Genomic DNA, 22,633 nt, shown 5'->3' on the forward strand with positions numbered 1-22,633 from the left:
TGTTTACATCTTATTTAGCGAAAGCAAGAATAGATTCTATATTGGATTTACTTCTAATTTAGAAGAAAGACTTCTTCGTCATAATCAAAAAAGCAAAGGTTTTATAGGAAATGTAAATGACTGGAAAGTAGTTTATACCGAAAATTATGAAACAAAAGAACTGGCACATAAAAGAGAATTACAAATTAAAGCATGGAAAAGCAGAATAAAAATTCAAGAATTAATTAAAAATAAATAATTAGCTCAGCTGATTCAGAGCATTCCGATTTTTCATCGGAAGTGGTCGGGGGTTCGAACCTTCCGATGAAAAATCGGAACAGGCTATCATCGCCCACAGATTTTTAAAATACCTCCAAAGTCATTTGATTTTGGAGTTTTTTTATGGTTATAAAGCAATTTTATGAATTTTTATTGGGATCATCCCAGGATTGCTTCTATTTTTGTTGTCTCAAAAAAGAAAATTAAATCTCAAATAATCTTTTTTGATGTAACTCAAGAATATCTAATCTCTTAAATCTTTGCAAGACTGGTAAGTACCGTTGCATAAAATTATTTTTATTTTTTTTCATAATATCCTTGCAATTACAAAATCTAACTGTATATTTGCACTCGCAATCATGAAACGATAGCAACCTAATAAAATAGGGCGATTAGCTCAGCTGGTTCAGAGCACCTCGTTTACACCGAGGGGGTCGGGGGTTCGAACCCCTCATCGCCCACAGAATCTAAAAAACTCCAAAGTCATTTGATTTTGGAGTTTTTTTTTCTTGTGAACTCCTTTCAAACCTTTTGTTAGAAGATTTTAAGATTCGGAATCAATGCAAAAATAATATAGGAATGAATTTTACCGCAAAGATTTTATCTAATAGTATGTTTAAAAAACACAAAGTTTTGCAAAGCTTTGTATCGATGCAGCTTTGTGAACTTTGTGTTTTCTATGCGTAAAGTAAAATTTAGTCTTAGTGTGCTTTGCGTTAAAATTATTTACAATACAAAATGTTTTATGTTTCTCCACAGGTTTTTGTGTTGACCCAGATTCTGAGTAAAATTTCAAATTACAATTTCATCACTTAAAGGATATATTAAAGAATTTTCTTAACTCCTGGGATCAATAAAACTAGTAAACCAAGTAAAAAACTGCCTAACACTATTAAAGGAATCATAACCAAAAGTTTTACTACGGGCTCAATATCCCAATTTCTCACGCTTAATGTGAAACCTACTATAACTAACGGATGAAAAATGTAAACGGCAAAACTACTGCGAGATGCTTTGGCAAGCAATTCTGAGGTATTATTCCAATTTCTTTTACCTTTAATTAAAAGCGTTGTTAGAATAGAAATACCAATCCATTGTTCCCATAGGGCGTATAATAATGCTTGCCAGTGAAAACCGCCGGAAAACCAAGAAGAAGGTGTGTTCAGTTTAAATTTCACAATAAGAAATACTGGAAAAAACAATAGACATAACCAAGCAGATCTTTTGAGCTGTCTACCTGTTTTTTCTGAAAGTTGATCAAACCAATTGTTTTTTGAAGCCAGTAATCCAATAATGAATAATGCAATATATTGTGGAAAATGCCCAAGCTGAAATCCAACTGGCTCAAGAATCCATCCAACGGGAAATATTATTCTAACCAAGAAACTAATAATTCCTAATCCTGCTGCAAATAATAGTATAGCACTCGAGTTAGGTACTGCCACAGGTTTGTCGAAGTTAATTTTGAATATTTTTTTTACCGCTACATAAAGTAATGTAAAAAGCAATAGTGCAGCTACAAACCAAGTTACCCCTAAGTCAATCCAATTGTCATATCCGTTTAGATATTCGAAATAAGTGATATGATGTTCTTTTGCAAAATAATAAACCAAATAGCTAATAAATGGGGTAAGAATGAAACAATAGAATAACAGAGGAATTCCCAATCGAATTAGTCGGTCTTTAATAAACTTAGAAGCCCCTTTTTTAGAATAGGAAGAATCAGTAAAGTAAGCTGCCAACAAGAAGAAATATCCCATGAAGAAAGATTGATTAATACTGATGAACATCGTCGAGAGAATCCGCGCTGACATAAGGTTAGTTTGTTCATTGTAATACCAGCCTTCAGAAGAACTGTAAGCAATAAAAGTGTGATGGAGTACAACCAAAATTGTCAATAGAACTTTTATATTATCTATGTACAATAATTTGTTTGAGGAATCGGAATTCTGATTTACGCTAAGAGTTGTAGATGGCATAATAAATTGTTTTAGAATCATTGATGACAAACGTACAACAAGAAAAAGCAGTTAGAGCAAGGCTTGTTACTAATAACTAGCTTTTGTGATAAGCAACAAGCTTATGCAATATGTTTATTGCGAAGCTCTTGATAACAGTTATTAAAATTATCAATTTGTTTTCTGGAAACAGGAATTTTTATGCTAGTTTCCTTAAATGATAATTCATAACCTTGAGAGTTTCCGGATACTTGTTCGATCTTAAACATATTTACTAAATAGGTTCTATGACATCTAAATAAGTGCGGATAATCTGTTACTTGAGTTTCAAATTGAGTTAAGGAAATTCTTTTTACTTCTGTAGTAATTTGAAGGTCATTCGATTTTGTTAACTCGATGTAATTGCCATCTGCTTTTGCAAAGAGTAATTGATCCATATCCAGGAAAAAATCATCTTGTTTTACCTGCGTGCTAATAAAAAGATTAGATATTAAGACTGTTTTTTCGGGTTTAACCGCCAGTGGAATAAATTGAAGAACAAATGGAGAACCTTTTTTGGATTCAAAATAGAAACTGGATAATCGTAGAAAAAAATAAAAGAAGATACCGGCCACAAAACAATTTCTAATTTCTTCAAAAAGATAATGCCATGACCAGTTGTTGGGATTGGTATAAAGCACATCACGCATTAAAAAGCTTGTTGTACCAATAAAAACTAGTAGAACTCCAATATGAATATACTCTTTAAGCAAAGTCCATTGTGCATGATTTTTCAATTTTCTAAAATAATTCAGTGTTCTAAAATAAGTAAATAGAATTAGCGCGGGAGCAAAGGCATGTAAAAAACAAATAAAGAAATAATGCATTTTAAGTTCCGGATCATAAATACCAAATGGTTTGAATACTAAAAGGAATGTTAGAAGGGTAAGAAAAACCAGACCTGAACTTTTTATTAGATTTTGAGATTTATATCGTCCAGGATATTCAATTTCATTCCTCAAATGTTCTGTATTGATATAGAATCGCATATTAAGAATTTTATTTTGGGAATAAAAATACAAAAAAATGCAGGCTTATGGCTTTTCGAATTATTTGGATTTGATAATAAATAAAAAAAGCAAAATGTTATGAAAAATATTTTGCTTTTTTGTGGTTTAAGTGGAATATTAACCCAGATGAAGGACTTGAAATTTCTCTCGATGAGAAACCTTTTTTACTTAAAGAAGTTTACAATAACAAATAATCTGAAGTATTTAGCCAGCATGCGGGCGGAGGAGAAGTAGGTCAGGATTATGCCGATCTCCATTTTCAGTGATGTAATTGTAATTTATAATTTAATAATGTTATCCATTTTTTCAATTAAAAACTTTTACCAGCGCAAAGTTTTGCAAATAATTAATGTACTTTTGGTTTAACTAAAATGCTATTTATAAAAGTAAAATATGAAAAAAATTATTGTAAGTATGTTTGTTTTAAGTCAATGTTTTAATGTACAGGGACAATCGATTGATAAAATTATTACGAACAAGGAAGTAACTCGTATAGAAAAAATACTTTCGGCTGATGATATGCAGGGCAGGAGAACTTTTACTCCCGGTATTGACAAAGCTTCAGCCTTTATAGAATCAGAGTTTGCAGCAATTGGTTTGAAAAGTTTTAATGCGGCAACGAATTACAGACAAGAATTTTCGATGACTACCTCTAAAGCAGTTTCTTCAAAAATTACTATTGATGGCAAAGAAATAAATAATAATCAAGTTGTAACATTCTCATACCTTCCTCAAGTTTCTTTAACTGAAAAAAGTGATGTTGCTATTGTAAAAATCAATAAAGGGGATAACTTTGGCGAGAAATTTAATGAATATTATAAAAGTCCAAAAAATCTTTTGGTATTTGTTGATCCTTCATTTGACAAAATTTTACCGAATATTCAACATATTGATCGAATAAATGCTAATCCTGGAAACAATACGATTATGTTTGTTTTTGGTAGCATAGAAGCGACCACTTTTTCTGTTGAATTAACGAATATAATCTCCAAAAAAACACTGAATAATGTTGTTGGAATATTACCCGGAAAAACTAAACCAAATGAGTATGTGATTTTTTCAGGACATTATGATCATTTAGGAGTAGGCTCTCCCGAAGAAGGGGCTCCGCATCCTGCAACAGATTCTATTTATAATGGTGCTAATGATGATGCCGCTGGAACAACAGCAGTAATTATGCTTGCGAAATATTTTAAAAAACAAAATAACAACGAGCGTACTATTATTTTTACCACATTTGTAGCTGAGGAAATTGGTGGTTATGGAGCCAAATATTTTTCTAAACAGCTTGCGCCAGAAAAAGTGATTGCGATGTTCAATATTGAAATGATAGGAACAGAATCTAAATGGGGTAAAAACTCTGCTTACATTACAGGCTTCGAAAAGTCGAATATGGGGCAGATTTTACAAACTAATTTAACAGGAACAAATTTTACATTTTATTCAGATCCTTATCCGGACCAACAATTATTTTACCGCTCAGACAACGCTACATTAGCCAAGCTTGGAGTTCCTGCTCATACCATTTCTACTTCAAAAATGGATAATGAGCTAACGTATCACACAGCCGATGATGAATTTGAAACCTTAGATATTGATAACATGACCCAAATAATAAAATCAATTGCATTAAGTTCTTCTTCGATTATTAGTGGAAAAGATACGCCAACAAGAGTAAATCCTACTCAATTGAAATAACATAAGTAAATTATAAAGAATCAAAAAAGCCCTGAAAATGATTGGTTTTCAGGGCTTTTTTATTATGTGTCTTGCTGAAATTTTCTTTAAATCCTTCAAGAAATGGTTCGTAAATAGTTTTGTAGATCCACAAATTTCCAAAAACTCCAAAGTCATTTGATTTTGGAGTTTTTTCATATAAATGTATCACACATTTTAATCTTGTTTTTTACCAAATGCGAAATTTCTGAGAAATTTTAAATATCTTTGAACTATGAGCACACTATTAAAACCAAATCACATAGGGCGAAAAATTAGCCGTATTCGTGAACTTCGCGACATGAAACAAGAAGCTTTGGCGCAAGCTTTAGGAACAAATCAGCAAGCTATATCTGCTATTGAAAACAGTGAAACGATAGAAGATGCAAAACTTGGGGAAATTGCAAAAGCTCTTGGTGTAAGCGTGGAAGCTATTAAGAATTTTTCAGAAGAAGGCGTAATTAATTATTTCAATAGTTTTACTGATAACAAAGGACCAATATACACTTACACAGGAAACTATTGCACTTTTAATCCTCTAGATAAGCTAGTTGAATCTTACGAGGAAAATAAAAGACTTTACGAACGTTTAGTTCAGGCTGAAAAAGAGAAAGTCGAATATCTTGAAAATATAATAAAAGGAAAATAATCTTTTATTAGTCCATAAAAAAACTCCTTAAGAAATTGAGGAGTTTTTGTTTTATAAGTTTTTGTTATTTGAAAAATTCATCATAATTTTCTTTTTTTGATTTTTGATACTTTTCAATATATACATCCAAAAAACCACTTTGTTTTAAAAATTGCATCGGGTCTTTTATATTCAATATTTCTTCAATTGCTTTTTGTTTGTCTTTTTGTTTATTGAAATAAGATTCTATTATTTTATAACCAATCCAATATCCTAAATCATTTGGTCTGTCATCTTTCTTGGAAGTTCCATATAACCAATCTTGATAATCCACATTTTTTAATCTCGTTACAAATTCCTGACACAATTTATCCTTGTTTTGGTCTCCATATTTATATGAAAGCTGATTTATTGATTCTCCTGAAATAAGTTCACCAACAAAATCTGCACCGCCTTCAAGCAAACACCATTTCAACAACATATCTTTGCCTGTTATGTTTTGCTGATAATGAATAAGTTCATGTGCTATTAAACCTGAAATGCCATCCAGATTTTTAAGCTTTTCAATTCCAACAATAATTCCATCTGGAGAAGAAGTTCCTCCGGAATTAAACCTTCCATAAACAAAATAAACTGGAGGGAATTTTGCCTTTGGATACCAATATTTTAAAGCACTATAAATTGCTCTAATTCTCTTTTCCTTAGAAGAAAGACCATCCAAAACATTTCTGGAAAGTTCATAATCTGCTTTTCTTTTCTTCACAACTACAAAAAGAGAATCCGCATTGATTATTCTGTTTTCAGTAAACCCTTTAACACCTGGAGAGCCTTTTTGCATATAATCCATAAATGGATTCTGTTTTGATTGGTCCATTTTGTCAAATGCTTCCCAAAAGTTTTTTGAATCTTTGGTTTCAAAAACAGCATCATAAGGATTGTCTGAGAAATTACTTTGTCCAAAAAGGAAATTAGAAAAAACAATAAAAAGTGTTGTAATAACAAGGTTTAACTTCATATCTGATGATTTTTAACGGAGTTTTTTATAAAATGCCGTACAATATTTCGTGGCTTTCTGTTTATTTCTTTAACGTCAAATTTGTTAAATTAATGCTTCCGGAAGGAATTTCTTTATCATTAATTTTATAAAAAAGATTTTGCCCTTTTAGACTAAATCCGGTTCGCAAAGTACCATGTGCACCATTAATAGGAGAGAGCAATACGACATAAAAACCATGTGATTCTTTTGGCTTGATAGTTCTTTTCAGCGAAGACGATTTATGAATATTATTGTCTAATAAAGATTCTAAATCTTTTAAACCATAATTAAACAAGGCTTCTTTGTCAACTGTCATTGTTTCGGACGGAACCACTATTTTAAAGTATTCATTAGGTAAAGACGGAATTTGGTATGAATCTAAAGGAAAGTTAATCTTCAATTCCAGAGGATTATTTGTTTCGTTACTTATTCGAGTCCAAAATACAGCATAAACATATACTTCACCATTAGGATCAGTATATTTCGTTCCGCCTTTTGGAAAGCTATTTTGTATAATTAAACTTTTACCAACAGAATCAGTATATGTATATTGGGTATAAATTGATGGTTTCTTTTTTGCTGAATCTAGTGTCAATTTATTAACACTATTTGGCGTTGATTTACTATCTTTCTTACAGGAAGAAAGTCCAATTGTTGCCAAAATCAATACTATTATGTGTTTTTTCATTTTTAGCTTTTTTTCAAATTGTCCTATAGCCCAATGTTATTAAGTTAATTTTTTTTAGACAATTAAGACTAAAAAAAATAGGCGAAGTCGCAAAGAAAATATGTATATAAACTTGGCGGCTTTGCGACTTTGCGCGAGATTTATTAACCATAGCATTATAAATTTCTATATTATCATTCTTATTATATGTCGGAAGAGAATGTTTTAGCTAAAATAGAAAAAACTTTACGACACGTAATTCATATCCTTAAAATAAAAACTCGTTTAAGTACAAATAGCATGTAGAAAATTAATATTCAATTAATAACTTAGAAAGGATTGTTTTTTATATTAGCCACTTATTTAAGACAAAAAATAAATGAGAATATTAATAGTATTGACAATTGCTTTAGTAACTTTTAGTTGTTCTAACAGGGAGAAATCAAACATAGCAAATAGTGCCAGTTTGAAAAATCAGCCTTTAAAGAACGAAAAAAAAATAGCCGAATTAAATGAGAATATCCATTATCTGGGATTCATAAACAAATTCTATTTTTCGAATAAAAACGAAGCTTACATTGAGCTTTACTTCAATAAAGACGAAATTACCACACCAGAATATAATAAATTAGAAAAACTGACAGACTCATTGATTTACAAAGATGATGAGAACAGCAGGAGCAGGTTTCCGGCGAGTTTATCGGCAAAACATTTTGATTTAAGAGGACTTTCAAAACTTGCAATCTATGACGAGAATAATAAATTTGTTTGCAACGCAGATTTTGTTCGTGTAGAATATCTAAATCAAGATATTTCGCCTTGTTTTATAGCTGTTTACAAGACTGATAAGAAAATCAAATCAGAAAATTGTTATGCTATTAGTAATTCTGAGAAAAGCCTTGAAACTGCAAATTATAAAATAACAAAAGATACTGTATTAACTCAAAAACTACTCACTAAACTCAACGTACCTAAATCTTATTCTGGACTTGAGAATAGCGGAACACATATTTTCTTTGCTAAAAGCGACTCTATACTATCAGTAGTTAATTCTGAGAATTCTGCCTACATAGTTTTACTTAAAGGGGAAGATTTTAAAGTTTTATACAAAAGCACAGAACCCGAAAACATTAATAATTTACAGGTTGTACCTGTAATGAAAAATAGACTTCCTTATCTATTGACAAGAAATTCAAAACCCGATACTGATATAATGTGGGACAATTTATTGTATTATGATGGAACGAAATATACAAATGCAAAACGACAAAGAATCGAATAGTTAATTGGTGATACAAAACCTCTGCTATTATTTTTGATTGCTGTTGAGCATGGCCATTTTATAATTTAATTTCTTTACAGATATAACCTTGCTTTTCAAAAAAATCCTTCGGGAAATTTATTAAAAAATTCCCGCGCAATTCCCACAGTATTAATGTTCCGTCTTTGAGAAAGAAATATTATTGTATATTTTTTTTCGTTTTGCTTTTTTTCTTTACGAATTCTCAAATTGAGAAAGTGGTCCTTTTCGTCCTAGTTCAGATTCCCAGTTTAGCAATCTTTTTGTTGCAAATGCCGCGATTGTTTCATTAGCTTGTTGTTCTATTTGTTTTAAATAGTTTATAGCCTCATCAGTTCCAATGTCTGCAAGTGCCCAGACACACTTTCTTTGCATGGGATAATTTTCATTCCAGTTGTAATTTTCAAAATCCGAAAATGTAACTTTAAATAAGGTTTCTGCAGTTATTGGATTTGAAATACCCTGAAATGCCCGAGCCATATCTTCATGAGCTTTGTGCCAATCTGATTCAAATATTTGACAAAGAAGTAATAAAATCTCCTCGTCTTCTGTATAAAAATTAATAAAGCCAAAAGCTTTATCATAAACTCCATCACTATCTTTCTCAGCTAAAAGTCTTTTTATTTCGTTTAGATCGGTTTCTCTTTTGGTCATATTTGTTTTTTGTAATGATGTTTTTTTTGCGATAATTAGTCAGTTTTTTTTATTCAAAAGTATGTCAAATTCTTCTTCAGCATCGTCAATTCCTAATAATCTACTTTCAAAAAGTCCTGTATACAAAACATTGTCAATTGTAAGTTTTCCGAAATCATTTTGAAGAATTCTAAAATAAATTTTCTTTGGTTTTTCATTTCTAGTTATATGATAATCAATAATTGTAAACTCATTTCTAACTATTCCTCCGCTAAATTTCTGTTCAATTATAGTTTTGAAAGTTAACTTTTCAAGACTTATAAATTTGCTTCCTTTTGTAATATTCTTCCAAACTATTTTTTCGATTTTTCCGGAATTACTTTGTTCAATTTTATATTTTGCATTTTTATCCAAATCATATTTAGAAATAGCTTTTAATGCTTTACTAAATTCGGGTAAACGTATAAACTTTATTGTTTTGTTATTATATATATATCCGAGTTCATCTTCCGGTTCAAAATCGCTGCTAATTTTTAAACAGATTTCTGAAAATCCAGTTTTATCATTTTTAATATTTTGGTTTTGAAGTTTTGCAAAAGAGCAAAATATCAGAAAGGATGGAAGTAGAATATGTTTAATTTTGAACTTCATAATTTATACTCGGTTTTGGAGATTTCATTATTTTCTTGGGATTTCTATTTTTCCATAATAACACACAACTTGCTTATATTATTTATCTTGCCAGGTGATTTCATTATTTTCATGAAACATAGGACAAAGAATTTTTATTATTTCACTTTTGTCATTAATCACGTACCAATCAGGGCTATTAATTAAGTCAAGAAAATTATTTGCCTCCTCGCACATCCTATCATAATTGTCATCATCTCCTTCATCCAAATATTTACTGGCTTTAACCGAATTTTCAATAAGCTTTATGAGATCTCTATTCTCAGAAGTCTTAATCAAAAGAACAGGATTAAACGAAATATTGCCATAACTTCTCATTTCCCAATTGGTTTCAATCAGCGAACCAATATTAATATTTTTCCAGTAGAGCTCGTATTTTTTCATTCTTATTTAATTGTCTTTTTACCAACTTATTTATAATGTTTCGTGGCTAAAAATTGGTTTTCGTCAAGCGAATATAAGAAATATCTTTACTACAATTTAGTGGCTTTTTGAAATTGAATTAGAAATAATTTATCGGATAAACTTCTAAAACGCAATAATAAAATTTCACTATATTTGGCGTAGATATTGACTTGAGCGGAATATTTAAATTATTGATTTTTAATAATTTAATCAATTATTAATCAGTCTTTTATCAAAACAAAATTTTAAAAATGAAAAAAAACCTCGTAACGCTTTTATTTGTATTTACTGTTATAAATATCTTTGGGCAAACAGCAACGATTTCAAAATCTGACAAAACTGATAATTCTGGTAATAACGTTGTAACCTCAAATGATGTAGTTTCTCATAAAGTTTTAACTCCGCTTAAAAAAGTGGCATTAGATGAAGCTTCAATCTTAATTTATGATTATGACGGTTCACTTATGTCATTTGATTTAGAAGCCGAACATATTAATTGGATTGCAAAAGCCACGGATTCCAAGACAGAAATGTGCGCAAATAAAATAACGCTTCAAGACGGAGTAATATATATTCCGTTTATCAACGGTGAAATTTTTGCAATTGATAACCAAACCGGTGAAGTTTTTTGGAAATCAAGAATCGGCAATACTACAGATCAAATTATACTAAAAGATCAAATTCCTGTTATAAACAACGGAAAGCTTTATATAACTTCTCAAAACGGTACTATTTATGCCCTTAACATAAAAGACGGCAGTTTAATATGGAGTCACAAATTAGATTCTCCCAATAATGATATTCCCGTTTTGTTTTTTGACAACAAAATTTTCACTCAAAGCGGATCCACTTTCTACAGTTTTGAAGCAAATACAGGAAAAGTTCTTTCTCAAAAAACTTTTGAAGAACCTTTGCATGGAAAAGCTGTAACAGATGGTGAAAATATATTTATAGCAAATGAAAAAAATGTACTTTATGCCTTAAATCCTAACAATCTGGAAATTGTTTGGCAATTTAAATTAGATGAAAATCAAAATAATATCAAGGAACGCATCTTGTGCAAAGACAAAAAAGTATATTTTGCAGCACAAGGTCCAGAAGTTTCTTCTGTATATGCTGTAGATTCAAAAACTGGAACTCAGTTATGGAAAACAGACTTTAAAGGTGACAATATCGAATACATCACGGAAGAAAGTGACAATATTTGGGGATATACGCATAAAGCAAAACTTTTTCAGATAGACTTAACAAATGGCGAAATAGCAACGGAAGTAAAATTAACAACCCAACCAATTTCAAATTTTGAATTTCCAGTGGATGATTCCTTGTTTTATTATTCTGACGCGGCTTTAATTCAATTTGACTTGAAAACAAAAGACGAAAACGAAGTTTATCTGCGAACGTCTATTAAAGACGACGTTTATAACGCATATCTAAAACTAATTCGATAACAAGAAAAAAGCTGACTCAATACGAGTCAGCTTTTTTTATTTCAGCAATATTTATTTACTCCATTCTTAAAATCTGTATTTTTCTAATAAATCGTCTGCTTTCATATTAAGTGTATTTATTTTTTCTCCGCAAAAATTATAAGTAATTACTTTTCCGTTTTCCTGACCAATAACATAGATAACTTCCTGAATTTCTTTTCCAATAATTACTAATCGATGAAATTTTCTGAAATTATATTCATCACCACTTTCAGTTGATTTCATTGTAATTTTGATTATTTCTTTTCCATTTTCATCCACTACTTTATCGATGCGCTTTACTTTTTTGTGATTGGTTTGTCTAAAAAAGAAATATTTGTATTTATACGAATGCTCCGATTTCAGCGAAACATTTTTTTCTTCGCAATCATCTTTAGTTATTGCTTTTAAACTTCTAGCATCAATATTTTGAAACATAAAAAGAATTAATAGGAATGACAGTCTAGTTCTATTTTTTTTTATCACGTTCATATAATCAACTCGGGTTAATAGGCAAAAAAGGTAATTTTTTATTATTGCAAAACCGTTAATTCTTATTTATTTTCAAAGGCGTCAGGAAAATTTTCATTCAAATAATCTGACAGCTTTTCAAAATCTTTAGAATTGCTTTTAGACAAAATAATTTTAGTTCCTCCGTTTATACTTAAAACTATATTTCTTCCAGTTTCAATTCCTAATAATTCATATTGATTTTCACTCCAACTTGAAACAGTTTGTAAACTGTAATGTTTTTGCTTTGTGAACATTTGACGAATAATTAAAACATCATCAATGAATCTGTAATAAATAATACTATTAATATTTCTAATATATAATACGACAGTCGTTACTCCAAGTCCAAATAAAGCTGCTTTGCGCCAAAATTCCTTTTCTCTTTCTATTAAAAAAAAGAAAGTTGAACCTACTATTAGTATATAAACAATAATCAGTATTTTGTTTCTTGTAATGTTTTTCATGAGAAACTAGTGCTAGTTTGTTTAAAGATTAAATAAAATCCAATTATATTGACTTTATGCCTAAGTCAATATTTATTTTTAGGACCAGAATAAGAAATACTATTGCAAGATATTAATTTTCATGTCTGCAATATCCAAGATAAAACATTGGTCTGGGATATTTCACTTTGTCAAATGATTTAGCAATTGGATTTAAGAAATCATTTGCTATTAAGATTGTATCGCCTAGTTGTTCATTCTTTTCATTATCATATTTAAGGGATAAAATATCACCTTTTTTTGTCCACTTTCCAGTCCACCATTCATTGTATCCAAAAACACCTGTCCAATTTATCTCAAATGTTTTGTCTTTACGAAAAAGAATATAAGCTTGATTTTGAGTTCCCTCATAGCAAGCTCTAAATTCTACTTTGCTTTCAAGATTTTCAGAATCAAGTCTGTAAGGAGATAAAAAAGTATATAAAAGTGTTATTGAACAAATTATTATGGGGAAACAAGATTTAAAATTTAAGTTTTGTCTGTTTCGGACAAGTTCAATAATTCCTTTGATTACGTAAACAATTATCGTTATAAAAGTTATTGCAATTAGCAATGTCAGGAAGATGTAGAGAACTCCTGATAAATTCTTATTTATATGATGATAAAATATTATCAGCAAAAGATAAACGCAGCAAATCATTGTTGTCCAGATTATTGGGCGCTTTGTTCTTGTTGTTTTTTCCATAGATTTATGACAAACTAGCCGAGCTTATATCCCTTATAAAATTGATTTTATACATTTTATGCTTTCAAATTTCGCTCTTTCAAAAGACTTTCTAATTCTTCTTTCTTGTATTTTGAATTATTGATCAATTTGTACGCAAAAAATAAAGGGATTAGAGTAAAAAGTCCTACAGTACTCTTTACAACACTATAAAATATAACCCCAATAAGAAATCCAATTAATAAAGCATTCGTTATCGAAGCGGTTTTCAACTTTTTAGCTTCTTGCAATAATTCTTGATCCGTTAATTGTGATAGTTCTTTTTTGTCCATATGTATTGATTGGTTTTTATTTTTGGTTTGGTTTAAATGTTTATTTATTAGGTAATAATTTATTTATTTCGGCTACAATATTTTCTAGATTTCCGGGAGCATTTCCGGTTGCTACAAATCTAATAACACCTTCCTGATCTATTAAAAAATTCTTTGGAATTGAATTCATTCCATATTCATTCCATATTTTCTCGTTTGGATCAATTCCATAATTAAAATCAATTCCGTCTTTTCTTAATTTTTCTACTTTTTTCATCACTTTCTCTTGGCTTTCTCCTTTTGAGATTGCCAAAAACACAAAATCATTCGCTTTATTTGGCTCAAGAATTTTTGATGGAATATCATAAAACTCCATTAAACAAGGCGCACACCAAGTTGCCCAGAAATTTACAAGCACAATTTTACCTTTTAAATCAGATAGTTTTACTTCTTTACCATCAACTAGTTTTAAAGTAAAATCCTTTGCTTTATCATTCACTTTTAAAATATATTCTTCAGGTTGTGCAACGCTTTTTTTAGCTTCAATTGGTTGTGAATTGATCCTTTTTTCGTTTTCCTTTTTTTCCTCTTCGGTAAAAAGTGCCACAGTAATTACAAATTCTTTGTCTCCAATTTTATCTCCAAACTTTTTCACTAATTCCTCTCTTTCCTTTTCAGAAACTCCTTTGTTCATTGATTTTACATAACCATTGGCGCCATATTCTTCAAGTTTTTCTTTTGTTGAAATTTCATTGTTTATTAAAAGCACATATTCAGGTTTCTTAACCACTTTATCTTGTCCGTAGAACGATTGAGCAATAATTAATAGAGCAAAAAGGAGTATTTTTTTCATTTTTTTAATTGGTTATAAGTAAAGTTTAGTTTTTTAATAGTTGATATAAAAATGGCTCCTATTTATGCTGTTTAAGTTGTGTACTTTCCATAAAAATAAATTTAACAATGACGAATATAAGAAAAATCTTTATTCTAATTGTTTTAAAAATTTTAGTAGATCCACATATAAAACCTCTTCAAAAAAAAAATCGTAAACAAGCCAAAGAACCATAGAGCGTTAGCCATTTTCAAAGTTATTCGGAATTCGATCGTGATGTGAAAAATTAACAAAAACTTAAGTTTTTATAATCGATTAGAAATTTATTTTAAAACATTGTGTAACATATTAGTTAAAATCATACCTATATAAGAAAGAAAAACAAATAAATCTCAACTTATGAATTTATCCCAATGGCTCATTTTTATTCTAATCCTGCAACTTATTCATGGTTTATCTACCTGGAAACTTTATTTGAAAGCTGGAAGAAAACCTCTGGAAGCATTTATTCCTTTTTATAATTTATATGTTTTAATGAAAATTATAAATCGGCCTCGATGGTGGATTATTCTACTTTTTATCCCCATAATTAATCTTATAATAATTCCGGTAGTTTGGGTTGAAACCATTAGAAGCTTCGGGAAAAATGCTACATCTGATACCATATTGGTTTTAGTAACACTTGGATTTTATATTACTTTTTTAAATTATAATTCTCAAAAACTGACTTACATTGAGAATAGGGATCTAACGGCTACAACAAAAACCGGAGATACTATAAGTTCTCTTTTGTTTGCGATTATTGTTGCAACATTGGTTCACACTTATATTATTCAGCCCTTTACAATTCCTTCTTCGTCATTAGAAAAAACATTATTAATTGGTGATTATCTCTTTGTGAGCAAAATTAATTTTGGTCCAAGAACGCCCATGACCACGGTTGCATTGCCTATGGTTCATGATTCGATACCTTTTACGGGTTTTAAATCTTATTTATTTAGTGATGATTTTACAAAAAAGGAAACGTCATTGTTAAACAAATTCCAATTGCCCTATTTTAGATTTCCTGCAATAGAAAAAATCGAGCGAAAGGAGATTGTAGTTTTTAATCAACCTGCAGATACGCTGCGCGATATGGATAATTTTAAACCGGACAGAAATTATTACAAACCTATTGACAAAAAGACAAATCTGGTAAAAAGATGTGTTGGAATTCCCGGTGATTCTCTTGAGATCAGAAACGGAGATATCTACATTAACGGAAAATTAAGCCAAATGCCGGAAAGTGCCAAACCTCAGTTTAATTTTATAATAGATACAAAAGGAGTGCCTATAAGCCAGGATGTCCTTGTAAATCGATATGGAGCAAGAGAAGGAATGAAATATGAAAATGGTGATTTTGCCTTGACAAGAAATGGCGAATATTTCCTGACATTAACGGATAAAGAAGCTGCTTTTATCGCCAATAATCCGGTTGTAAAAAGCGTTAAAAAATATTTATCCCCAAAAGGAACAGACGAAGGTGTTTTTCCGCATATTGCTTCTTTAGGTTGGAACGTTGACAATTTTGGACCAATATACATTCCGAAAAAAGGTGCAACGATTAAATTAGATCTAAAAACGCTTCCTTTTTACAAAAGAATCATTCAGGAATATGAAAAAAATACGCTAAAAGTAAATGGAAATGAAATTATAATTAACGGCAAAGTCAGCGTCAGTTATACTTTCAAACAAGATTATTACTGGATGATGGGGGACAATCGCCAGAATTCTTTAGATGCGCGTTTTTGGGGATATGTTCCTTTTGATCACGTATTAGGAAAACCTGTATTTATTTGGTTTAGCTGGAATAAGGATGGGAAAGGGCTTAATAAAGTAAGATGGGACCGCGTATTTTCTGTTGTAAATGGGAATAAGGAACCTAAATCGTATCTAATTCATTTTATAGTTTTAGTGCTTCTTTATATTGGAGCTAAAAAATTAATAAAGAAAAAGGCAAAGGCGTAAACATTAAAAAAAGCTCCATTTCTGATGGAGCTTTTTTTATTTTATTACTTTTTTGATTTCGTATGCTATTATTTTAGCAGATATCGGTGACCAATGTGTATCATCAAAAAAGTAAATATCCTTTTGAATGTTTAATTGTTCTGACAGTATTTCTTTTGAGTCAATGTAAATATAGTCTTTCTTTAATTTTCTGAAATTCTCAAAGAAAACAGGTTTTGTAAAATTCTTTTTATCGACGATATAGTCATAATACATATCGTATTTATCAGGCGATGGCAAGACGATTAATTTGATGTTTTTCTGTTTAAGCTTTGTAGAAATAGTATTTAAAACCTGGTTAAGATTGTTCGAATTCTCTACCAAATTATTTTTTTTGGTTTTGTCAAGATCCTGATAGAAAAAGAGCAACTTATCTGAATTGTTACTAAACAAAGAAGTAGTGTTAAGCTGAACGTTGTAAACTTCTTTATTTGACAAATAATTCTTTTTAAGGAAAAATTTAGCAGACGATATCGGGAATTTTAGAGTTGCAGCAGAAAAAAAATCATACTTAAAAACCTCTTCTTTTGGCTGAAAATCAGAAACTAAACTATCCAACTCGTGAGTCGTCATTTTATCGTTGAAATCAATGTTTTGGCTATTATCGATTATATACCGTTCTACATTTTGAAGTACGATATAATCAATTTTGTATTTTTCGAAAAAGTCTCCATTCGTTAAATCAATCAAAGTTTGAATCTGATTATCCGAAATAAATCTATTAACATGAAGAACGCTAAAATCATTCGCCAATATGTTTTTATATCCAATACCGCCTTGTTCAGAAAATGAATCTCCGATAGTAAGAATTTTAAATTTTCTGTTTGATGATTTAGACAATAACTCAAATTTTTTAGGCTTATTAAAATCAAAAACTTTTCTATAGTCGCTGGAAACATTTGGAATATAACCAATACGTAATAGATCAGGAGTTTCTTTTGTACTATAAAACAAAGACGTTATGATGTATAAAGTCAAAAAGGGAACGGTAAATAGGAGAGTCTTGAAAATAAATTTTCTCATAGCTTAAAATTGAAAATAAATAAATTGAGATTCTTTACCGCCAAACCAGAATATTGCAACAATAATAGCATAATACATCGCATATCTAAAGCCGCGTTTCCATTTTAAACCAAGATTAGAAATGGCATATTGTCCTTCTCTGCCAAACCATTCTATAAGTATAAACAATAATAATAAAACGAATAAAAATGTTGGTCTTACTTTAGGAATTGATAATAAGGAACCTGAAAACATTTGCGAAATATACTGTGCGGCATGACTTAAGTTTTCTGCTCTAAAGAAAATCCACGCAAAAACAGTCAGACAAAAGGTGATACTAATAGAAAATACCTCTTTTAAACTTGGCAGATATTTTCCTTTTGCAACAATATCCAGATTATTTCGATTTGATTTTAATAGTATCGAAGGCAGAATATACAGAGCATTTAAAAATCCCCAAACCACAAATGTCCAATTTGCGCCGTGCCATAATCCGCTGACAATAAATATAATAAAAACGTTTCTGACTTTCCTCCAGGTACTTCCTTTACTTCCGCCAAGCGGAATATAAAGATAATCTCTAAACCATGTAGAAAGTGAGATATGCCAACGTCGCCAGAATTCGGCAATATCTCTTGAAAAGTATGGAAACGCAAAATTTCTTAATAATTCTATACCAAAAAGGCGTGCTGTTCCCAGAGCAATATCGGAATAACCGGAGAAGTCACCATAAATTTGAAAAGTAAAGAAAATAGCGCCCAATACATGATCACTTCCTGAATATCCCGCTGAATTATTAAAAATCTGGTTTGCAAACTCGGCACACTGATCTGCAATGACGATTTTCTTGAATAAACCCCATAAAATCTGCCTTAAACCATCTACTGCATTGGCATAATTAAAAGTTCTTTTTTGCTGAATTTGTGGCAAAAGATGTGTCGCTCGTTCTATTGGACCCGCTACTAATAAGGGAAAAAAGCTCACAAAAAGCGAATAATCTATGAAATTCTTCTCTGCTTTTATTCGGTTTTTATAAATGTCGATTACATATGATAAACCATGAAATGTATAAAAGGAAATACCAACAGGCAAAATAATTTTTAATGTCCAGACATCAAAATTTAATCCAGCGCTATTTAAAACATTCGAAAAGGATTCAATGAAAAAATTGTAATATTTGAAAACACCAAGAAAACCAAGATTAACGGATATGCTCAACCAAAACCAAAACTTTTTTATTCTTTCATTTTTTGCATCAGACATTTTGATGCCGGTATAATAATCTAATAATGTCGAAAAGATTAGAAGAAACAGAAATCTCCAATCCCAGCAAGCATAGAAAAAATAACTTGAAACAAGTAAAAAAATATTCTGAAGTCTTAAATTTTCCTTCGCAACAAACCAATACAAGATAAAAACAATCGGTAGAAATATTACGAAGTTTATGGAGTTAAAAAGCATATTGGCAATTGAAATTTTTGGCTAATATAAACAACAATGTGCCACTTATTCAAAATTCAAAGGGATAAAATAAGTGTCATAAGAAAGTTTTTTTATAATTCTGTATAAAATTGATCAAACACAAATTAGTTATGATTGCAAAAACAAAAGACCTCCAAATTCATTGATTTTGGAGGTTTTGTTTAAATCGTTTGTTATTATATTTTGTTCGGTTCCAATATTTTTTGATCCCATTCTTCTTTAGATTTTCTGCCTTCTTCAAAACTTTCGTCCGAATGTATTCCTTCTTCTGCCATTTGCGTTTGCTCTTGCGCTTCGCTGGCATAAGCAATCATTTTTCTTTCATAATCTTTTACAGCCGAAAGCAAATCAGGAAAATCTCCTTCGGTAAGATTTTTAGCTAAATGTAAAGCATCCAATAATCCAATATTTACACCAATTCCGGCAAATGGAGGCATGACATGAGCGGCATCACCAACCAAAGTAATATTGCTTTGACTTTCCCAGGGATTGTCCAGAAACATTCTGCGCATTGGCAAACCAACAAAATTATCGGTTGCATTAAAAAGTTCTTTGAATGTTGGATTCCAATTCACGAATAGTTTATCCAAATAATTAAGTACCATTTCTTTATTGGAGAAATCCATATTTTCTTTTTCGACCCAATTTTCATCGATTTTAAAAGAAAGATAATAATTCAAAGCCCCGTTCGCTTTTACCTGGCAAAAAAGCATTTTTTGTTCTGCCAGTGCCATTGTATTTTCTTCTTTACAAAGATTTTTAAAAGAAGGACAATTAATTTCAGGATTAAGAACTTCACCCTGAATGATATATGTACCCGTATATTGTGGTTCAATATCCGTAACAAATTTTCTGGTTTTGCTTTTTCCACCATTCGCAATAATTACAAAGTCGGCCAGTGCTGTTGTTCCGTTTTTAAAATGTAGACGATATTGATTTTCTAATTTTTCAAGATCTTTTAATTTGCTGTCCCAAACAACCGTATTTTTATCCAAACTGTCCAGCAGAATTTTTCTCAAATCGTTTCTGTCAATTTCCGGACGATCGTACTTATTTTCTTCCGTAGGCATGCTTTCTTCCAGAATATTAGTTTCAATATCTACGCTGCGTTCACCCGTAGGGCGCGCATAATAATAGTATAGATCTAATAAACCGGCTTCTTCGAGCGCGAGTTGTCCTGAACCTTTATGAATGTCGAGTGTTCCTCCTGATATTCTTGATTGCGCATCTTTATCCCATTCATATACGGTTACATCAACGCCTTTTTGCTGCAAAAGTCTTGCAGTTGTAAGCCCCACAGGTCCACCGCCTATGATTGCTGCTTTTTTATCTTTTAATAACATTTTTTACTGTCTTTAATATTAACAGTACAAAATTACTTGTTGTCTATGGCGGAAACTTGAATAAATCGGTCGTTTTCATTTCGGGATAACTCCCGCGGATTTACACCGGATAGTTTTTTGACTTCCCGACTAAAATGCGCCTGATCAGAAAAGTTAAGTTCGGGGAAAAGTTCTCCCTTTTTGAGTTGATTAAAAGAAATTCGGAAGCGTAAAAATCCGCAGTATGCTTTTAAGGAAATTCCAAAATACTTGGTAAAATAACGGTTTATCTGCCTGCTTGTCCAAAAAGTTTTTTCAGAGAATTCCTTAATTGTCAATTCTCCATTTGAAGTATAAATCAACTCAAACAGTTTTTGTTTTCGGCTGTCAATATTCTTTGGTATTAATTGTATTATAGCTTGAGTAGCTTTAATACAAAACGCATCAAAATCACCAAGATCCGATTCCTCAAAACCTAAATAGTCATTTGGCAATAGCCGAAATTCATTTAGAAGATCTGCTATAGATTGCTGAAATATATACTCGGCAGCCAAAAGTTTGAAACTAATAAAGAACATTTTAGTATTCGCATCTAGCCTTCTTTTATCATATAAAGTGCCAAGTCCCAGTAAATAAATCTGAAAAGGCTGATCATTATCCTTCGAAAAAACCAAATCAAAATTAGCATCAGGCATTACAATAACCTCTTTATCAACTCCTGTTGAATTTTCAACCATCCAAAAACATTCGACAAAATCTTGTATAGATTTGTCGGGTAAGTTTTTTTTATATTGAATTTCGTCGGTTGTCATTTTGAATATTTTTTATTCTTATACAGGATTTGTTTTTCTAAAATTATTAATCCGTTGTGCAAGCAATCAAACTATCGTTTTAATATTTCAATTGCTAAGATAGAATTAATCTTACTGTAAGAAGTGAATTTTGATTAAAGAATAATTGATCAATTAGGCAATTCATGAAACATTCCGACCATCATTTCCAGTCCTTTTGGAGAGTACATAAAATCCATAAAATCTGCCGTTACTTTTTCTTCTTCTACAAATCTTTCAAACATTTCTTTTTCATAAGCAGCAATTGCCGATTTTACATCCGCAAATTTTCCATTGGTTAGAACTTCGCATAATTCAAGCGCATCGAGCATTGCCATGTTTACGCCTTCGCCATTTGGAGGCAGCAAATGCGCCGCATCACCAAGCAAAGTAATATTAGATTGTGTTTCCCAATTTTGGTCAAATGGCATTCCGTATAAAGGTCTTGGAACAAAATAAGTTTCATTCTCTGTAAATAATTCGTCCCAAATAGCATCCCAATTCTTGAATTCTTCTTTAAACCATGCTAAAACTTGTTGGGAATTTTTAAAATCAATTCCACTTTTTTCAGCCCAATCTTCGTCTGTTTTCCAACCAATATAAAAATCCAGACTTCCATCGCCTTTAGCACTTAAAAACAAGGTTTTAGAATCTGCCATTGCCGATATTTTTCCGCCTTTTAATAAGTTATTAATTCGGGGAGTATTTTTTTCTAAATTTTCTGTATTACCAACTATATAGGTAACGCCGGAATATACTGGTTTTATTGACGTAACAAACGGACGAATTTTAGAATTTGCGCCATCAGCACCAATTATAATATCGGCATTTACAGTATTTCCGTTTTTGAAGATGATTTTCCAGACATTATCATTGTTTTCAAGCGAAACAATATGACTGTCCCAAACCACTGTTTCCGGCTCCAGCGAGTCCAGTAATATATCTCTTAGAGGTCCGCGATCAATTTCAGGTCTAAACCATTCGTCGCCAAAATCAGCGCTTGATTCTTTTTCATGATCGTCATAAAAAATGATTCCGTTTTGATCCACAACACGATATTTGTCGTTTTCAGGCCTGTAATTTGCTTTGAAAGCATCCAACAAACCAGCCGCTTCAATAGCCTTCAACCCCGATTCAAAGTGCAAATCGAGTGTTGCGCCCTGCAATCTTGTATGTCTGTTTTCGTCTCTTTCGTAGACTTTTACATTTGCTCCTTTAAGCTGCAAAAGCCTTGCTAAAGTAAGTCCGCCAGGACCGCCGCCTACAATTGCTATATTCTTATTTTCTATTAAATTTATTTCTTTTAATGCTTCCATTTT

Annotated in this window: 24 protein-coding genes and 1 tRNA gene; 7 read left to right on the forward strand and 18 right to left on the reverse strand. The window is 30.9% G+C overall.

Features of this window, described 5'->3' with window-relative positions:
- Positions 1 to 238: GIY-YIG nuclease family protein (locus tag EAH81_RS18275; protein WP_206669092.1), on the forward strand; the 238-nt coding region annotated here is incomplete at its 5' end.
- A gap of 406 nt (positions 239 to 644) precedes the next feature.
- Positions 645 to 719, forward strand: a tRNA-Val gene (locus tag EAH81_RS18280).
- Between the two features lie 363 nt (positions 720 to 1,082).
- Here EAH81_RS18280 and EAH81_RS18285 read toward each other — a convergent pair.
- Positions 1,083 to 2,237 carry an acyltransferase family protein gene (locus EAH81_RS18285; protein WP_161595829.1) on the reverse strand — a complete coding sequence of 385 codons (1,155 nt, stop codon included), beginning with the start codon at positions 2,235 to 2,237 and terminating at the stop codon, positions 1,083 to 1,085.
- A 101-nt stretch (positions 2,238 to 2,338) separates the two neighbouring features.
- On the reverse strand, positions 2,339 to 3,244 hold the full coding sequence (locus tag EAH81_RS18290; protein WP_140509804.1) for a LytTR family DNA-binding domain-containing protein: 906 nt from the start codon (positions 3,242 to 3,244) through the stop codon (positions 2,339 to 2,341).
- Between the two features lie 414 nt (positions 3,245 to 3,658).
- Here EAH81_RS18290 and EAH81_RS18295 point away from each other — a divergent pair, with 414 nt between their 5' ends.
- Complete coding sequence (locus tag EAH81_RS18295; RefSeq protein WP_140509807.1) at positions 3,659 to 4,963, forward strand: M20/M25/M40 family metallo-hydrolase; 1,305 nt, start codon at positions 3,659 to 3,661, stop codon at positions 4,961 to 4,963.
- 10 nt (positions 4,964 to 4,973) lie between these two features.
- Here the strand turns inward: EAH81_RS18295 and EAH81_RS18300 are convergent, their stop codons facing one another.
- Positions 4,974 to 5,153: a hypothetical protein gene (locus tag EAH81_RS18300; RefSeq protein WP_140509809.1), complete on the reverse strand. Its 180-nt coding sequence runs from the start codon at positions 5,151 to 5,153 to the stop codon at positions 4,974 to 4,976.
- Positions 5,154 to 5,216: 63 nt separating this feature from the next.
- On the opposite strand from EAH81_RS18300, the gene EAH81_RS18305 reads away from it, so the two are divergent.
- Entirely contained in the window at positions 5,217 to 5,630 is a 414-nt protein-coding gene (locus EAH81_RS18305; RefSeq protein ID WP_140509811.1) for a helix-turn-helix domain-containing protein, read from the forward strand.
- Positions 5,631 to 5,694: 64 nt separating this feature from the next.
- Here EAH81_RS18305 and EAH81_RS18310 read toward each other — a convergent pair whose 3' ends face one another.
- Positions 5,695 to 6,624, reverse strand: coding sequence for a DUF2268 domain-containing putative Zn-dependent protease (locus tag EAH81_RS18310; protein WP_140509813.1), 930 nt, complete (start codon positions 6,622 to 6,624; stop codon positions 5,695 to 5,697).
- 61 nt (positions 6,625 to 6,685) lie between these two features.
- Positions 6,686 to 7,333 (reverse strand): hypothetical protein, encoded by a 648-nt coding sequence (locus EAH81_RS18315; protein WP_140509815.1) that lies wholly within the window; start codon positions 7,331 to 7,333, stop codon positions 6,686 to 6,688.
- 358 nt (positions 7,334 to 7,691) lie between these two features.
- On the opposite strand from EAH81_RS18315, the gene EAH81_RS18320 reads away from it, so the two are divergent.
- Positions 7,692 to 8,594: a hypothetical protein gene (locus tag EAH81_RS18320; RefSeq protein WP_140509817.1), complete on the forward strand. Its 903-nt coding sequence runs from the start codon at positions 7,692 to 7,694 to the stop codon at positions 8,592 to 8,594.
- 213 nt (positions 8,595 to 8,807) lie between these two features.
- Here the strand turns inward: EAH81_RS18320 and EAH81_RS18325 are convergent, their stop codons facing one another.
- The 3 genes from EAH81_RS18325 to EAH81_RS18335 all read right to left on the reverse strand — a co-directional run bounded on the left by EAH81_RS18325 (position 8,808) and on the right by EAH81_RS18335 (position 10,319).
- The gene (locus tag EAH81_RS18325) at positions 8,808 to 9,266 is read right to left on the reverse strand and encodes a hypothetical protein (protein WP_140509820.1); all 459 of its coding nucleotides are present in this window, start codon (positions 9,264 to 9,266) and stop codon (positions 8,808 to 8,810) included.
- 39 nt (positions 9,267 to 9,305) lie between these two features.
- Entirely contained in the window at positions 9,306 to 9,896 is a 591-nt protein-coding gene (locus EAH81_RS18330) for a hypothetical protein (protein ID WP_140509822.1), read from the reverse strand.
- A 78-nt stretch (positions 9,897 to 9,974) separates the two neighbouring features.
- Positions 9,975 to 10,319 carry a hypothetical protein gene (locus EAH81_RS18335; protein ID WP_140509824.1) on the reverse strand — a complete coding sequence of 115 codons (345 nt, stop codon included), beginning with the start codon at positions 10,317 to 10,319 and terminating at the stop codon, positions 9,975 to 9,977.
- A gap of 272 nt (positions 10,320 to 10,591) precedes the next feature.
- Between EAH81_RS18335 and EAH81_RS18340 the strand changes: the two genes are divergently transcribed.
- Entirely contained in the window at positions 10,592 to 11,791 is a 1,200-nt protein-coding gene (locus EAH81_RS18340) for a PQQ-binding-like beta-propeller repeat protein (protein WP_140509826.1), read from the forward strand.
- Positions 11,792 to 11,857: 66 nt separating this feature from the next.
- Here the strand turns inward: EAH81_RS18340 and EAH81_RS18345 are convergent, their stop codons facing one another.
- The 5 genes from EAH81_RS18345 to EAH81_RS18365 all read right to left on the reverse strand — a co-directional run bounded on the left by EAH81_RS18345 (position 11,858) and on the right by EAH81_RS18365 (position 14,653).
- Positions 11,858 to 12,247, reverse strand: coding sequence for a hypothetical protein (locus EAH81_RS18345; RefSeq protein ID WP_140509829.1), 390 nt, complete (start codon positions 12,245 to 12,247; stop codon positions 11,858 to 11,860).
- 116 nt (positions 12,248 to 12,363) lie between these two features.
- Positions 12,364 to 12,786: a hypothetical protein gene (locus tag EAH81_RS18350; protein WP_140509831.1), complete on the reverse strand. Its 423-nt coding sequence runs from the start codon at positions 12,784 to 12,786 to the stop codon at positions 12,364 to 12,366.
- A 112-nt stretch (positions 12,787 to 12,898) separates the two neighbouring features.
- Complete coding sequence (locus EAH81_RS18355; RefSeq protein WP_140509834.1) at positions 12,899 to 13,510, reverse strand: hypothetical protein; 612 nt, start codon at positions 13,508 to 13,510, stop codon at positions 12,899 to 12,901.
- Between the two features lie 56 nt (positions 13,511 to 13,566).
- Positions 13,567 to 13,821 carry an FUSC family protein gene (locus EAH81_RS18360; RefSeq protein ID WP_140509836.1) on the reverse strand — a complete coding sequence of 85 codons (255 nt, stop codon included), beginning with the start codon at positions 13,819 to 13,821 and terminating at the stop codon, positions 13,567 to 13,569.
- Between the two features lie 40 nt (positions 13,822 to 13,861).
- Complete coding sequence (locus EAH81_RS18365; RefSeq protein ID WP_140509839.1) at positions 13,862 to 14,653, reverse strand: TlpA family protein disulfide reductase; 792 nt, start codon at positions 14,651 to 14,653, stop codon at positions 13,862 to 13,864.
- Between the two features lie 378 nt (positions 14,654 to 15,031).
- On the opposite strand from EAH81_RS18365, the gene lepB reads away from it, so the two are divergent.
- Positions 15,032 to 16,639 carry a signal peptidase I gene (gene lepB / locus EAH81_RS18370; protein ID WP_140509841.1) on the forward strand — a complete coding sequence of 536 codons (1,608 nt, stop codon included), beginning with the start codon at positions 15,032 to 15,034 and terminating at the stop codon, positions 16,637 to 16,639.
- Positions 16,640 to 16,675: 36 nt separating this feature from the next.
- Here lepB and EAH81_RS18375 read toward each other — a convergent pair whose 3' ends face one another.
- From EAH81_RS18375 to EAH81_RS18395, 5 genes are all read right to left on the reverse strand, one after another.
- Entirely contained in the window at positions 16,676 to 17,701 is a 1,026-nt protein-coding gene (locus EAH81_RS18375) for an alginate O-acetyltransferase AlgX-related protein (RefSeq protein WP_140509844.1), read from the reverse strand.
- Between the two features lie 3 nt (positions 17,702 to 17,704).
- Positions 17,705 to 19,141, reverse strand: coding sequence for an MBOAT family O-acyltransferase (locus EAH81_RS18380; RefSeq protein ID WP_140509846.1), 1,437 nt, complete (start codon positions 19,139 to 19,141; stop codon positions 17,705 to 17,707).
- A 197-nt stretch (positions 19,142 to 19,338) separates the two neighbouring features.
- The gene (locus tag EAH81_RS18385; RefSeq protein WP_140509848.1) at positions 19,339 to 20,505 is read right to left on the reverse strand and encodes an FAD-dependent oxidoreductase; all 1,167 of its coding nucleotides are present in this window, start codon (positions 20,503 to 20,505) and stop codon (positions 19,339 to 19,341) included.
- 32 nt (positions 20,506 to 20,537) lie between these two features.
- Positions 20,538 to 21,296: a helix-turn-helix domain-containing protein gene (locus EAH81_RS18390; RefSeq protein ID WP_140509850.1), complete on the reverse strand. Its 759-nt coding sequence runs from the start codon at positions 21,294 to 21,296 to the stop codon at positions 20,538 to 20,540.
- A gap of 149 nt (positions 21,297 to 21,445) precedes the next feature.
- Complete coding sequence (locus EAH81_RS18395) at positions 21,446 to 22,630, reverse strand: FAD-dependent oxidoreductase (protein ID WP_140509853.1); 1,185 nt, start codon at positions 22,628 to 22,630, stop codon at positions 21,446 to 21,448.
- Positions 22,631 to 22,633: the final 3 nt, after the last annotated feature.

Origin of the sequence: Flavobacterium pectinovorum, from assembly GCF_006438875.1 — a bacterium.
GTDB lineage: Bacteria > Bacteroidota > Bacteroidia > Flavobacteriales > Flavobacteriaceae > Flavobacterium > Flavobacterium pectinovorum_A.

Coding starts and splice junctions, on each gene's coding strand:
- EAH81_RS18285 (WP_161595829.1), bottom strand. CDS start 2,237: ATGCCATCTACAACTCTTAGCGTAAATCAGAATTCCGATTCCTCAAAC.
- EAH81_RS18290 (WP_140509804.1), bottom strand. CDS start 3,244: ATGCGATTCTATATCAATACAGAACATTTGAGGAATGAAATTGAATAT.
- EAH81_RS18295 (WP_140509807.1), top strand. CDS start 3,659: ATGAAAAAAATTATTGTAAGTATGTTTGTTTTAAGTCAATGTTTTAAT.
- EAH81_RS18305 (WP_140509811.1), top strand. CDS start 5,217: ATGAGCACACTATTAAAACCAAATCACATAGGGCGAAAAATTAGCCGT.
- EAH81_RS18310 (WP_140509813.1), bottom strand. CDS start 6,624: ATGAAGTTAAACCTTGTTATTACAACACTTTTTATTGTTTTTTCTAAT.
- EAH81_RS18315 (WP_140509815.1), bottom strand. CDS start 7,333: ATGAAAAAACACATAATAGTATTGATTTTGGCAACAATTGGACTTTCT.
- EAH81_RS18320 (WP_140509817.1), top strand. CDS start 7,692: ATGAGAATATTAATAGTATTGACAATTGCTTTAGTAACTTTTAGTTGT.
- EAH81_RS18325 (WP_140509820.1), bottom strand. CDS start 9,266: ATGACCAAAAGAGAAACCGATCTAAACGAAATAAAAAGACTTTTAGCT.
- EAH81_RS18330 (WP_140509822.1), bottom strand. CDS start 9,896: ATGAAGTTCAAAATTAAACATATTCTACTTCCATCCTTTCTGATATTT.
- EAH81_RS18335 (WP_140509824.1), bottom strand. CDS start 10,319: ATGAAAAAATACGAGCTCTACTGGAAAAATATTAATATTGGTTCGCTG.
- EAH81_RS18340 (WP_140509826.1), top strand. CDS start 10,592: ATGAAAAAAAACCTCGTAACGCTTTTATTTGTATTTACTGTTATAAAT.
- EAH81_RS18345 (WP_140509829.1), bottom strand. CDS start 12,247: ATGTTTCAAAATATTGATGCTAGAAGTTTAAAAGCAATAACTAAAGAT.
- EAH81_RS18350 (WP_140509831.1), bottom strand. CDS start 12,786: ATGAAAAACATTACAAGAAACAAAATACTGATTATTGTTTATATACTA.
- EAH81_RS18355 (WP_140509834.1), bottom strand. CDS start 13,510: ATGGAAAAAACAACAAGAACAAAGCGCCCAATAATCTGGACAACAATG.
- EAH81_RS18360 (WP_140509836.1), bottom strand. CDS start 13,821: ATGGACAAAAAAGAACTATCACAATTAACGGATCAAGAATTATTGCAA.
- EAH81_RS18365 (WP_140509839.1), bottom strand. CDS start 14,653: ATGAAAAAAATACTCCTTTTTGCTCTATTAATTATTGCTCAATCGTTC.
- lepB (WP_140509841.1), top strand. CDS start 15,032: ATGAATTTATCCCAATGGCTCATTTTTATTCTAATCCTGCAACTTATT.
- EAH81_RS18375 (WP_140509844.1), bottom strand. CDS start 17,701: ATGAGAAAATTTATTTTCAAGACTCTCCTATTTACCGTTCCCTTTTTG.
- EAH81_RS18380 (WP_140509846.1), bottom strand. CDS start 19,141: ATGCTTTTTAACTCCATAAACTTCGTAATATTTCTACCGATTGTTTTT.
- EAH81_RS18385 (WP_140509848.1), bottom strand. CDS start 20,505: ATGTTATTAAAAGATAAAAAAGCAGCAATCATAGGCGGTGGACCTGTG.
- EAH81_RS18390 (WP_140509850.1), bottom strand. CDS start 21,296: ATGACAACCGACGAAATTCAATATAAAAAAAACTTACCCGACAAATCT.
- EAH81_RS18395 (WP_140509853.1), bottom strand. CDS start 22,630: ATGGAAGCATTAAAAGAAATAAATTTAATAGAAAATAAGAATATAGCA.